This is a genomic window from Mariniflexile soesokkakense (genome assembly GCF_039650365.1).
GTDB lineage: Bacteria > Bacteroidota > Bacteroidia > Flavobacteriales > Flavobacteriaceae > Mariniflexile > Mariniflexile soesokkakense.
The window spans coordinates 166,312-180,121 of record NZ_JAZHYP010000005.1 but is presented as its reverse complement, the minus strand read 5'-3'; the positions used below and the strand labels follow the sequence as shown (position 1 = coordinate 180,121).

Here is a 13,810-nt window from a genome sequence, read left to right as displayed (position 1 = left end):
AAAAACACTCAACTTATGAAAAAAAAATTAATATATAAGATATTCTTATTGGGTACATTATTATTTGGGGGTGCTTTGTGTGCCCAAACAGTTACTGGTACTGTTTCCGATACTAATGGAGTCTTACCAGGTGTTAACGTTGTTGTAAAAGGAAGCACATCTGGTACAGCAACAGATTTTGATGGTAAGTACACCATTGAAAACGTTAAATCTAACGCTGTGCTAGTATTTAGTTACTTAGGGTATATAACTAAAGAAATTCCAGTAAATGGATTACGAGTAGTTGATGCCGTTTTAGCAGAAGACTCACAATCATTGGATGAGATTGTACTTGTTGGATATTCAACAATGAAAAAATCAACGTTAACAGGGGCTTTGTCAGTTGTTGATGTAGAAGATTTAAATAAAGCAAAAACTTCCAATGTAGCGCAGGCTTTACAAGGAAAAGTTGCGGGTGTTCGTGTGGCATCTAGCAGTGGTGCTCCGGGTGGAAATATAGAAGTAACTATTCGTGGTGTAGGAACCATTGGAAATAACAATCCGCTATATGTCGTAGATGGAGTTCCATCGCTCGATATCTCTTTTTTAAATCAATCTGATATTAAATCAATGTCCGTTTTAAAAGATGCGGCAGCAGCTTCAATTTACGGCGCAAGAGCATCCGCAGGAGTTGTATTGATTACAACAAAAAGCGGTGTAAAAGGAAAAACAGTGCTTGAAGCGAATTATTGGTACGGCGTGCAAAATGCTACTAATCTTCCAAAAATGTTAAATGCTAATCAATACATGGATGTTACAGAAAAAGCATGGAACAATACTTATACTGGTACAAATCCTTATACTGCAGATAAAGGAAGATCTGATTTTGGAAATACTAATTGGCTAGGTGAATTATTTGAGCCAGGAAAATCTCAAAACTTGCAATTAACGGCAAGTGGAGGTAGTGAAAATGTACAGTATTTGATGTCTTTAGGCTATTATGGTGAAGATGGAATTGTGGTTTATGATAATGATAAATTTCAAAGGATCAATTTCAGAACTAATATCAATGCACAGTTAACTGATAAATTTAAAATCGGTTCAAATCTTCAATTGTCATATTCTATTCAAGACAAAGTACCTTCAACAGGAGAAAGTTTAATTCGATTTGCTTTATTAAGAGCTCCAGTTATTCCTGTGTATAAAGATGTAACTGATCCAACTTATTCTGTTGAAGATCCATTTACCGATATGCCTTTTTTCACTCCAACTGGATATGATCAAGCATTAAACAGAACCATGTATGAAATGGTTGGAAATCCAATTGCGCAAGCATATTTTTCTGATGATCAAACAACAAGGTTTCAAACATTTGGAAATATTTTTGGTGAATATAAATTAATGGAAGATCTTACTTTTAGAAGTAATGTTGGTATAGATTTATCATTTTATCACGATAAAACCTTTAATGAGAATTATGGAGATGACGATGGTGGTGGAAGCGCAATTGACCAAGGTTTAGGTAGACGAAATAGACCAAACAATTTAGGGGAATTAAGAGGGGAAGCATTTACGTTTACTTTTAGTAATACTTTAAATTATTTGAAAACATTTAATGAAAGACATGACTTTAGCGCTATGATCGGAACTGAATTAATTTCAAATTACGAGTCTTTTATTGGTGCAAGTAGATCACGTTTTGCATATACTGTTGATGAGTTTAGATATTTAGATTACGGAGGTTCAACACTTGATGTTAGAAATTCTGGAACAGCAACAGAATATGGTTTGTTTTCTGTATTTGGCTCAACATCATATGTTTTAGATGGAAAATATATGCTTACTGCTAATTTAAGAGCCGATGCTTCTTCACGTTTTTCAGAAAATAATCGTTGGGGGTATTTTCCGTCAATTTCAGCAGGATGGAAGTTATCCGATGAAGAGTTTTTAAGTGAAACAGATTGGTTATCCAATTTGAAATTAAGAGCTAGTTGGGGACAAGTTGGAAATCAAAACATTGATGATTATTCTTATTTAGAATTGCTAAGAGCAGGAGATATTCCTGGGAAAGAACGTTTCGGTAATCCAGATTTAAAATGGGAAACTTCAACACAACAAAATATAGGTGTAGATGTTGGCTTATTTAATAATAAGGTTGCAATTAATGCCGAGTATTATGTTAAAAATACAACAGATATTTTATTGCCTGTAGGTTTACCTGGTTTGCATGGAGATTTACAACCAACAATTGTAAATGCTGGAGAAGTTAGTAATAAAGGATTTGAGTTTTCTGCTAACTATAGAAATTCGGATAATGAATTTAAATATAGCTTAAATGCAAATTTTACAACATTGAAAAATAATGTTGAAAAATTACATCCAAATGTACCAAGTATTGTTACAGATAAATACAGAACAGTAGTTGGAGAAGCTTTAAATTCTTATTACGGTTATAAAATGATAGGTATTTATCAAAATCAATCTGAAATAGATTCATATTTAACTGGAGGAACTGGAAGTACGCAGCCTGGAGATATTAAATTTAAAGATATTAATGGCGACGGTAAAATAACGCCTGATTTTGACAGAGAATTTATAGGGTCTTCAATACCAGATTTAATATATGGTTTTGCATTTAATGCTGAATATAAGAAGTTTGATTTTTCCGTATTCTTCCAAGGAGTGAGTGGCGTTGAGAAATATAACGACGGTAAGAAAATTGTAGATTATGATACTAGACCATTTAATTACACAACAGCGATTTTAGGATCTTGGGATGGTGAAGGAAGTACCAATAGTATGCCTAGGGTTGCATTTAATGATAACGGAAGTAGTAACGTATCCAGCATTTTTGTTGAAGATGCATCATATTTACGTCTTCAAAATATTGAATTAGGATATACTTTAAATGGTATTAAAGGATTTCAAGATATGCGATTATATGTGTCTGGTAGAAACATATTTACATCAACAAATTATACAGGGTTAGATCCTGAGGTTTCTGGATTGATTGATAATGGAACATATCCATCATCATCAACTGTTTTATTTGGAGTAAATGTTAAGTTTTAATTTTAAAAAAAAAGCAACAATGAAAAATATATTTAAAAGGAGTGTTATTGCGTTTTTCCTTAGTGCCGCTTTAATAAGTTGCACAAGCGAATTAGATAATGAACCCATCGGACTTTTAACAGAAGATCTAGTTGATACTGAGCTGGCCGCTGTTACTTTAGAGGCGTTGGTGAATTCAGCATATCAACCACTTGGCAATACCTTGAATGGTGTTGTGCCAGGTTGGAGATGGGATTTAGGAACAGTATTTAGAAACGATATCGTATTACAGGATATTGCTTCAAACGACATGAACAAGAAATGGAACCCCGATGGTGATCAGCCTTGGATGGATAGAGTTGGTGATTTTACATTTACCCCAGAAAATCAAGCTTTCAATGGTATTTGGGTATATGATTATATTGGCATTAATAGACTTAACCTAGGTATTGGTTTTTTAACAGATGGTGTTACTGTACCAAATTCTGGTATGAGTGAGGCTCGTAAAAATCAGTTATTATCAGAAGCTTATTTTTTAAGAGCATATTATTATTTTGATTTGGTGAATAACTTTGGAGATGTACCATTGTTAAGCAAGTCTCCAGATACTTTTGCTGAAGCATTAGATGCTTCTGTAAGAGCGCCTAAAGCAGAAGTGTTAGCTCAAATCGCTACAGATTTGGCGACAGCAAAAGGATTAGCATCAAATGCTAAATATCCAGACCCTGCGCAAAGATGGAGAGTATCAAAAGGAGCTATTATTGCACTACAAGCAAAAGTGGCATTATTTGCTAAAGATTGGCCAACAGTATTAAGTCTTATTACAGAATTAGATGGTTTAGGACATTATAATCTTAATGCAGAATATTTCAATAGTTTTGATGCTAATCTTGAATTTACAGACAATGAAGTGATTTTTGCTTATGATCATCGCGCACTTGAAACTCCAAATGTTAACAATGGACTTCGTTTTGTAATTGGATGGGGATTTTTTGCTCCTACTAATGATTTTATTTCGGCTTTTGAGTCAAACGACCCTAGATTATTATATACAACAAACACAACAGCTAAGACTTCTTATAAAATTAGAGGTTCAGTGGCTGATAATCCTGATTTTGGTAACAAAATTTATATTCGATATGCCGATGTGCTTTTATGGAAAGCAGAGGCACTTCTTGAAACTTCTAACTTATCAGGCGCAATTACCATAATTAATCAAATAAGAACTAGAGCAAGAACAAGCTCAACTGCCGATGGGTCAATAATACCTATTGGAACATTACCTGATAGAGCAAGTTCAACCAATCCAACAGAAGTAAAGAATTGGTTAATGCACGAAAGGCGTGTTGAGTTAGGTTTTGAATCTCAACGATTTAACGATTTAAAAAGATGGGGGATTGCGGAAACAGTACTTGCTAGTAAAGGTTTCCAAAGCAAACATAATTTATATCCAATTCCACAAAGAGATATTGATAAATCGGGCGGTAGTATTACACAGAATCCAAACTATTAAGAATTATTAAAGTATTGTTTAGTTAAAGTTAGTTTTTAAGAGAAGCAGTTTATTTATTTACGGCTGCTTCTCTTTTTTATAATGGTTTGACTAATAATAGATTTTTTATCATTCAAAATTAAACTAGTCCAACATGACAGATATAGCAATTCGACATAAACAAAATCCATTATTATCTCCCAAAGATTTAGCGCCTAGCAATGAAAACATGATTATTGAATGTTTGCTAAATCCTGGTGTATTTGAATATAATGGAAAAGTAGGTCTCCTTGTAAGGGTGGCTGAACGGACAATTCAAAAGAAAGGGCTTCTTTCCGTACCTATTTATAATGATTTTGGTAAAGTTGAAATTTTAGATTTCGACTTAAATGATCCAAAACTGGATGCATCCGACGCTAGAGTTATAACTTATGATGGGACAGATTATTTAACAACTATATCTCATTTAAGATTAGTTTTTAGTGAAGACGGAATAAATTTTAAGGAATCAGAAATGTACCCTTCAATTTTTGGCGAAGGTGAATACGAAAGCTACGGCATTGAAGATTGTAGGGTTTCAAAAATTGATGATACTTTTTATTTAACTTATACAATGGTGTCTCCCAATGGTGTAGGCGTTGGATTAAGAACCACCAAGGATTGGAAAAGTTTTAAAAAGGAAGGTATGATTTTTAGTCCACATAATAAAGATTGTGCCATTTTTGATGAAAAAATAAATGACAATTATTTCGCGCTTCATAGGCCAAGTAGTCCACAATTGGGTGGAAATTATATTTGGCTTGCAGATTCTCCAGATAGTATTCACTGGGGCAATCATAAATGTATTGCAAAAACAAGAGCAGGGAAGTTTGATAGCAAACGATTAGGTGCAGGTGCTGCTCCTATTAAAACAGCTAAAGGATGGTTAGAAATTTATCATGGAGCCACAGAAGATCATAGGTATTGTTTAGGTGCTATTTTATTAGATTTAAAAGATCCTTCCATAGTAATTGCTCGTTCGGAAGCTCCAATAATGGAGCCCATAGCCAGTTATGAACAGACTGGTTTTTTTGGAAATGTTGTTTTTACCAACGGACATCTAGTAGATGGTGATACTATTAAAATGTATTACGGCGCATCAGATGAACACGTTTGTTTAGCTACTTTTTCGATTAATCAAATACTAAAAACACTCGGACAATAATGATTGATTTAGCAAAAGTAGGATTAAAAGATTTTACAAGAAGTGCAAAAATATTGATACTTACAAATACTATTTATGCTTTTGTATTGCCCGTTATAGATATTTTTGTGGCGTCGTATATTATGAGAAATTCTAACGATCCATCGAAAGTTATCCTTTATCAATTAGCTATTTATGTAGGTATTCCAATTACTTTTTTTATAAATGGTTTCTTATTGAACAACATTAATATTAAAAGATTATTCTCGTTAGGGATGATTCTAAGTGGAGTGTCCATGGTGTTTATGATGTCTTTAAAAGAAATTAATTATACAGGAATTGCCATAGCCGGTTTAATTATGGGTATGTCGTTTGGCCTATATTGGGCAAACAGGGATTATTTGGTACTTGCAACAACAAGAGATAAAACACGAAATTTTTACTATGGCCTAGAAACATTTCTATATACTATTATTGCGTCTATAGTTCCAGTAATGATTGGCTGGTTTTTAATGAGCGGTAATAATGGTGAAGGAGCAGTTGCTAATGATGGAGTAAATTCGGCATATAGAGTAATCACAATGATTGTTTTTGGCATTACCGTTTTAGCTTCCATTGTATTTCATTTTGGGAAGTATGAAAAACCAAAGAGTGAAAAGTTTTTATATTTTACATTTCACAAACTCTGGAAAAAAATGCTCCAATTAGCTGTTTTAAAAGGTTTAGCCCAAGGATTTATTGTTACCGCACCTGCTATGCTAATGATGAAATTTTTTAACTCGGAAGGTGCATTGGGTTCAGCAATTTCTATAGGTGCAGTAATCGCAGCTATAATAATGCTTTTTCTAGGAAAATATTCAAAACCTAAACACCGATTGGTTATTTTTTCTGTTGGGCTTATTTGTTTTTTCTTAGCATCATTTTTTAATGGTTTGCTTTTTAATACCACAGGTGTTATTATATTCATGTTTTTATTATTGATAGCAAGACCCGTTCTTGATATCGCTTATTTTCCTATTCAATTAAAAGTTATCGATTTACTTTCATCAATAGAAAATAGAAATGAGTTTTCTTATATTCTAAATCATGAATTCGGTTTATTTATTGGTCGGTTTTTAGGAGCAAGTACTTTTTTGGTCATCGCTTTTTATATAAATACAGACATCGCATTACGATATGCATTATTGATTATAGGTGTGCTTCAATTGCTCTCCATAGTTATCGCAAAACAATTATTAAAACAACAAGAAACATTAGAAAATGAAACTAAATAATCATTATAAGAATATAGTTAGTTTATTTTGTTTGAGTTTATTTTTAAGCTCTTGTAAAACAACTAAACTAGAAATTGCTTCGCCTTCTCAACAACTATCAATAAAAAGGATTGATGCCATGCCTAATTTACCAAAGCCATTTAAAATTCTTGATTTTAATGAATTAGCAAAAAATTATGATAAACTTGTTTACGACCCAAATCAAACAGGAGACTATTGGCCATTAAATTGGAAAGATAATTCGCGTAAAAATTATGATCAGGAAACCTTTGGCATCTATACAGCTATGGGCGATGCGAGACAAGGAAAAGAACATTATGACGGTATTTTCCATGAATCTCTTGCTAGTATTGGTTCTGTTTTAGGGAGTAGTTTAGTAGGCATAAATAAATCCAACCAAAATGGTGAAAATTATGTGGGAATGCTTAAAAATTATTTCAATTCAGATGTGAAATGGAATATCATCATGAATAATACATGTCCAGAAGTTGCGCAATTGGGTGGCGGTTATGCCAGAGATTGGTGGTATGACGTCTATCCAAATGTAATGTTTTATGCGGTAGCAGATTTTTACCCAAATGAAATTGGTTATGAATCAATTCTTCGTTCTGTAGCAGATAAGTTTTATGAAGCAGACGTTGTTTTAAATGGAAATTATAATTATTCTTTTTTTAATTACGCCACCATGGAACCAACTAAAAATTGGATTTGTACGCAAGATGACGCTGCCGCAGGCCATGCTTTTGTGCTTTATTCAGCTTATCAAAAATTTAAGGATCCCAAATATTTAAAAGGAGCAAAATCGTCTTTAGAAGCACTTTTAAATCAGAAAGAAAATACATTTTATGAAATATTAATGCCTTTTGGAGCCTATGTAGCGGCAAGATTAAATGCAGAGCAAGGCACGAACTATGATTTTTCAAAAATAATAAACTGGACATTCGATGGAGATCCTGCATGTCGCGAAGGCTGGGGCGTATTAGTTGATAATTGGAATGGATATGATGTATCAGGAATAGTAGGAAGCACCACACATAATGGAGGCTTTGGTTTTTTAATGAATACTTTCGATACCATGTGGCCATTAGTCCCTATGGTACGTTATGACCAACGATATGCCAATGCCATTGGAAAATGGATGTTAAATGCTGCAAATGCATCACGTCTTTTTTATCCATACGAAATTCCGGATGAACACCAAACAATTCCTGAAGAGAAAATACATACCAAAGGCGTCATTGCATACGAAGGACTCATAAAAAGTTCACACTACGAAGAAGAAGGCTTATACTTAGACCTAAAAGCTCCCGTTGCCATTGGCGATGGAATGAAATGGAATAAAGATAACCCAAAAGTGTCTCAATTTAGTGTTTATGGAAGTGGGCATGTTGGAATTGCTGGCGCGATAATATCAAGAACAAATGTTGAAAACATTTTACAATTAGATTTATTAGCAACAGATTTTTATAAAGATGAAGCTTATCCTTCGTACTTGTATTACAATCCAAACCCGGAAGTTAAAGAAGTTACAATTTCAACAGGAAATCAAAAAATAAAGATTTACGATGCCATTCAAAGAGCGTTTATTGCTAAGAATATAACAGGTGAGTTTACTTTTAAAATTGCTAATGAAAATTCAGCTTTATTAGTTTTTGTGCCTCAAAACGCTAAAATATCAGAAAAGAACGGAAAATTATTTGCAGATAATGTAGTGATTGATTACCGTTATTCAGCGAAAGATTAACAAATGAAAACATTTATCCCTGCTATATTATTTTTATTAATGCTTACCTATTGCAATTCGAAGATTGATTCAGATTCATCAGAAAAAACCTGGTGGAAAGAAACTGTGTTCTATGAAATTTACATGCCTAGTTATAAGGATAGTGATGGCGATGGTTACAGCGACTTTAAAGGTTTAACTTCAAAATTAGATTATATTAAAAATTTAGGAATTAAAGGAATCTGGCTAACCCCTTTCTTACAATCGCCCAAAGTAGATAACGGATATGACGTTTCGAATTACTATGAAATAGACGCTACGTATGGTTCATTAGAAGACTTTAAATTTTTTATAAAAGAAGCTCATAAAAAAGACATAAAAATAATCATGGATTTGGTTGTAAATCATACGTCCACCGAATCGAAATGGTTTCAGGAATCTCGAAAATCTAAAAATAATCCATATCGCGACTATTATATATGGAAAGATAAGCCTAACAATTGGGAATCATTTTTTGGAGGGTCGGCTTGGGAGTTGGATAGTATAACAAATCAATACTATTACCATCAGTTTGATGTTAAAATGGCAGATCTAAATTGGGGAAATCCGAAAGTAGTTGAAGAAATAAAAAATGTTTTAAGGTTTTGGCTGGATTTAGGAGTAGATGGTTTTCGATTAGATGTTATTAATTTTTTAACTACTGAAGGCATTACTTTAAACAATCCAATTAATGAAGAAGGAGAACAGGAGCATTTATATGACATTAATCAGAAAGGCTTAAAAGAAGCCATGAAAGCTATACGAGCGACGGTTAATGAATATGATAATCGCTTTTTAGTGGGAGAAATAGGCAGCGACAAGATTGAAGTCTTAAAGCAATATCAGGGAGATGAATTGTTAGATGTTATCTTCAATTTTAATTTTGGAAGTATAAAAGAATTTTCAGCAAAACGTATTTATGATGAGTTGCAAAGTATGGAAAAAAGCATGAGCAACTATCCTACATTATTTTTTGGAAGTCATGACATGCCTCGATTAATAGATAGATTAGCAGATAACAACCCAAAAAGAGCTGAGGCTTTAGCAGCTTTAATTTTAACAGCAAAGGGCGTTCCTTTTATATATTATGGAGAAGAAATTGGAATGACGAACATTGAAGCAAATTCCATTAATGAGATGATGGATATTCAAGGGAGAACACATTACAATATTGCTATAGATAAAGGGTATTCTGAAACTGAAGCTCTTATCATCGGAAATGAACACAATCGCGATAAATCACGTAGCCCAATGCAATGGAATTCTGATGATTTTTCGGGATTTTCTAAAAGTAAATCATGGATAAAGGTTCATGATAATTATCTTGGTATAAACGTTCAACAACAGACAAACGACACAGAATCCATGCTGTCAAAGTATAAGCAATTAATTGCTTTGCGTAATTCAGAACCTGTTCTAAAATACGGCTCATACAAAAAACTAGATATCGTAGATGACTGTATTTTTTTTACAAGAGCGTATCAAGATTCTAAAATCACTGTTTTAATTAATTTCGGAGCACCATTTACTTTTAGTTTGCCTAATAATTCAAAAGTCCTTTTAGGAACTGTCAATTTACAAACAGACGATTTTTTGATATTTAAATAATCTTATGAAAAAAAATATAAAGAATTTAATATTAATTAAAACGCAACTCCAATTAATTATTATTTGTGTTTTTGTAGTGGCATGTGCACATCAAAAACCAAATATAAAAGTAACAGTTAATAAACAAGATAATGAATCTTGGGCACTGACTTCATTTGTAAAAGTAGATAGTATAAATCCAATTCTAGGACCAAAAGAGGATACAGAATTCTTATGTCCAGTTCGGGGCACTAAAGTACAATGGGAAGGAAAAGATGTCTTTAACCCTGCAGCAATAGTGAAAGACAATAAGGTTTATATGCTATACAGAGCTGAAGATTTTATAGGAAAATGGAAAGGCACGTCGCGCTTAGGCTTAGCAGAAAGTAACGATGGTTTACATTTTAATCGTTTAGCTAATCCCGTATTTTATCCAGACAATGATGAAATGAAAGAATATGAATGGGAAGGTGGTTGCGAAGATCCACGGATTGTGGAAGATGAAGATGGTGTTTATTATTTAACATATACTGCCTGGGATGGCATTGTGGCACGTCTATTTGTGGCGACATCCACAGATCTTTTGAATTGGAAAAAGTATGGTTCTGTATTTAAGAATGTACTTGATGGCAAATACGTTGATGCATGGTCTAAAGCTGGTTCTATTGTTTGTAAACGCGATGGAGATAAAATGATAGCTACAAAAATTAATGGAAAATATTGGATGTATTTTGGCGAATCTAACATATATATTGCATACTCAAACGATTTAATAAATTGGACTCCTATTGAGCGAGAAAAAGGAGATGTGGTAGATGCTTTTGAACTTATTGGACATAGTAGTGTTGTTCCAGATTTACTTCCAGTAGTTAAAACTCGTAAAGGCAAATTTGACAGTCATTTAATAGAGCCTGGACCTCCGGCTATATTAACAGAACGTGGTATTTTGCTGATTTATAATAGTAAAAATAGTGGTGAGTTTGGGGATCCTAAATTAGCTCCAAAAACCTATTCAGGTGGTCAGGTACTTTTTGATAAAAACGACCCATCTAAACAAATAAATCGATTAGATAGCAATTTTTTTCAACCTGATAAGTCTTATGAAATTGAAGGACAAATTAATCAAGTTTGCTTCTTAGAAGGATTAGTTCATTTTAGAGGAAAGTGGTTTATGTACTACGGTACAGCCGATTCTAAAATTGCAGTTGCAGTTAAAGAGTAGCGACTTTTTATTCTATTAAAGGCCAAAATGGAATGAATTTTACGGGATTTGTTCTTAGCTATAAAAATCGATTTATGTAATATTAAAATTTTATAAAATGAAAAAATTGAATTATAAATTTTTAGTATTCATTATTTTAACTTTTGTAACTGGGTGTAAAAGTTTGTCTAAAACAGATATTTCACAAACTGCAAAAAGCAACTATACAGAAGAAGAATTATATAGACCAAGGTTTCATTTCACTCCAAAAGAAAATTGGATGAATGATCCTAATGGTTTGTATTATCTTAATGGAAGCTACCATATGTTCTTCCAATATTACCCAAGTTCAACAGTATGGGGTCCTATGCACTGGGGTCATGCTATTAGCTCAGATTTAATAAAATGGAAGGAGCTGCCAATAGCTTTATATCCAGATGAAAAGGGCTATATTTTTTCGGGAAGTGCAGTGGTAGATGTTAATAATACGTCAGGATTTAGAAAAGGAGAAATAGCACCAGTTATAGCGATATTTACATATCACGATCCTAAAATTGAAAAAGAAGGAAAAATTAATTATCAAAGTCAAGGGATTGCCTATTCTTTGGATGAAGGCTTAACTTGGACAAAATATACAGAGAATCCTGTTATAAAAAATCCTGGGATTAAGGATTTTAGAGACCCAAAAGTTTTTAGGGACACTATAAACAATCAATGGGTTTTAGTGTTGGCGGCAGGAAACAAATCAATGTTCTATAGATCAATTAATTTAATAGATTGGGAATACTTATCTGATTTTGGTGAAGGTATTGGTGCCCATGGAGGTGTTTGGGAATGTCCTGATTTTTTTTCATTAACTGTCGATGGAACCGATGAAGTGAAATGGGTTTTAATTCAAAGTTTGGTTTCAGGCGGACCAAATGGAGGTAGTGGAACACAGTATTTCGTTGGAGATTTTGATGGTAAAACTTTCAGTTTAGATTCGTCTTTTAAAAATGATTTGAATTTAGAAAAAGTTTTCTGGATTGATAATGGAAGAGATAATTACGCAGGCGTTACTTGGTCTAACATTCCTGAAGCTGATGGTAGAAAATTATTTTTAGGTTGGATGTCGAATTGGGAATATGCCGAAAAAGTACCAACCCACAAATGGCGCAGTAGTATGACAATTCCGAGAGAACTTATACTTGTAAAAACAGATAATCATTATAGAATAGAGTCGAAACCAGTTAAAGAAGTAAATAAGTATTTCTCAACTTCTATAATCAAAGCGAATTTAATAATTGACAAAGAAGCGATACTCGCTAATAATTCTGAAATTGATTTTTCAAGTTTAGATATAAAATTTAAAATAAAAAATATAACGGATGACACCTACACTTTTTCCTTATATAATTCGATTGGGGATTCAATAAATTTTGGAATTAACAATAAAGAAAAGAACTTTTTTTTAGATAGAACAAAATCAGGTAATCTTTCATTTTCTGATAAATTCGCCCCAAATATATCTACAGCTATTTTTAAGGAGTCTTGTAAAAATGTTGATGTGAGAGTTCTTTTGGATAAAACATCCATCGAAATATTTTATAACAATGGAAAAACGGTTATGACTGAAATATTTTTCCTTCAACAACCCATTGAATCTTTTTCGGTAAAATCTGATAAATTTAATTTTGAAATTGAAAATTTGATAATAAATCAGTTTGGTATTAATCAAAATTAATTATTTAATTAAGAAAAATAGTGATTAAATGTCTTAACACACTAATTCAGATTATGCTTATAAAGCAATGAAACTATAATCTGTTCTTGGTGATGTTTCTGCATTACAATTTGATTTTATAAACTAAAGTCTAAATGGATTAAGTTAATTTTAGGAAATCACTAGGGTTTCGCCTTTTTGATTTTTTTATTTATAATTTTTAGTTCTACATTATTTAGCCTTATTTCAGGACGGGTCACATACGCACACAACGTTTATATTTAATTTATGTCCATTAATAAAGTAGTTATTATTTTACTTATCTTGCATCAAATATTTCAATAATCCGAAAACTAAAAAGTGCATACGATTTTATAATTTTTAGGGATTTTGAGCTTAAAATTTGTGCTTAAATCATTTTAAGAGCAGAGTTCATAGCCCGAAGGTTTCTGGTTAGAATGTTGATTCCATTTTCAATATGGCGAAATTCTCTGTTAAAGGTGTGTATTTTATTATTGTGAAATAATTTAGATCCTGAGTATTTAAGCTTTCATTTTGACTATTAGAATGATATTATTT

8 protein-coding genes are annotated in these 13,810 nt (G+C 32.5%); all 8 read left to right on the top strand.

Annotated elements, in window-relative coordinates; translation table 11 throughout:
- Positions 1-15: 15 nt before the first annotated feature.
- The 8 genes from VP395_RS11805 to VP395_RS11770 all read left to right on the top strand — a co-directional run bounded on the left by VP395_RS11805 (position 16) and on the right by VP395_RS11770 (position 13,252).
- Complete coding sequence (locus VP395_RS11805; RefSeq protein WP_346242216.1) at positions 16-3,051, top strand: SusC/RagA family TonB-linked outer membrane protein; 3,036 nt, start codon at positions 16-18, stop codon at positions 3,049-3,051.
- Positions 3,052-3,070: 19 nt separating this feature from the next.
- Positions 3,071-4,543 (top strand): RagB/SusD family nutrient uptake outer membrane protein, encoded by a 1,473-nt coding sequence (locus VP395_RS11800; RefSeq protein ID WP_346242215.1) that lies wholly within the window; start codon positions 3,071-3,073, stop codon positions 4,541-4,543.
- A gap of 133 nt (positions 4,544-4,676) precedes the next feature.
- Positions 4,677-5,726 (top strand): glycoside hydrolase family 130 protein, encoded by a 1,050-nt coding sequence (locus tag VP395_RS11795; protein ID WP_346242214.1) that lies wholly within the window; start codon positions 4,677-4,679, stop codon positions 5,724-5,726.
- The gene (locus tag VP395_RS11790) at positions 5,726-6,979 is read left to right on the top strand and encodes an MFS transporter (protein WP_346242213.1); all 1,254 of its coding nucleotides are present in this window, start codon (positions 5,726-5,728) and stop codon (positions 6,977-6,979) included. The genes VP395_RS11795 and VP395_RS11790 overlap by 1 nt, the downstream gene beginning before the upstream one ends.
- Positions 6,966-8,723, top strand: coding sequence for a hypothetical protein (locus VP395_RS11785; protein ID WP_346242212.1), 1,758 nt, complete (start codon positions 6,966-6,968; stop codon positions 8,721-8,723). The genes VP395_RS11790 and VP395_RS11785 overlap by 14 nt, the downstream gene beginning before the upstream one ends.
- Positions 8,724-8,726: 3 nt before the next feature.
- Positions 8,727-10,349 carry an alpha-glucosidase gene (locus VP395_RS11780; RefSeq protein ID WP_346242211.1) on the top strand — a complete coding sequence of 541 codons (1,623 nt, stop codon included), beginning with the start codon at positions 8,727-8,729 and terminating at the stop codon, positions 10,347-10,349.
- Between the two features lie 4 nt (positions 10,350-10,353).
- Complete coding sequence (locus VP395_RS11775) at positions 10,354-11,550, top strand: glycoside hydrolase family 130 protein (RefSeq protein ID WP_346242210.1); 1,197 nt, start codon at positions 10,354-10,356, stop codon at positions 11,548-11,550.
- 97 nt (positions 11,551-11,647) lie between these two features.
- Positions 11,648-13,252 carry a glycoside hydrolase family 32 protein gene (locus VP395_RS11770; RefSeq protein ID WP_346242209.1) on the top strand — a complete coding sequence of 535 codons (1,605 nt, stop codon included), beginning with the start codon at positions 11,648-11,650 and terminating at the stop codon, positions 13,250-13,252.
- The last annotated feature ends 558 nt before the right edge of the window (positions 13,253-13,810 follow it).

Bases quoted from the DNA above. Each gene is read 5' to 3' on its own strand.
- VP395_RS11805 (WP_346242216.1), top strand. From the start codon at position 16: ATGAAAAAAAAATTAATATATAAGATATTCTTATTGGGTACATTATTA.
- VP395_RS11800 (WP_346242215.1), top strand. From the start codon at position 3,071: ATGAAAAATATATTTAAAAGGAGTGTTATTGCGTTTTTCCTTAGTGCC.
- VP395_RS11795 (WP_346242214.1), top strand. From the start codon at position 4,677: ATGACAGATATAGCAATTCGACATAAACAAAATCCATTATTATCTCCC.
- VP395_RS11790 (WP_346242213.1), top strand. From the start codon at position 5,726: ATGATTGATTTAGCAAAAGTAGGATTAAAAGATTTTACAAGAAGTGCA.
- VP395_RS11785 (WP_346242212.1), top strand. From the start codon at position 6,966: ATGAAACTAAATAATCATTATAAGAATATAGTTAGTTTATTTTGTTTG.
- VP395_RS11780 (WP_346242211.1), top strand. From the start codon at position 8,727: ATGAAAACATTTATCCCTGCTATATTATTTTTATTAATGCTTACCTAT.
- VP395_RS11775 (WP_346242210.1), top strand. From the start codon at position 10,354: ATGAAAAAAAATATAAAGAATTTAATATTAATTAAAACGCAACTCCAA.
- VP395_RS11770 (WP_346242209.1), top strand. From the start codon at position 11,648: ATGAAAAAATTGAATTATAAATTTTTAGTATTCATTATTTTAACTTTT.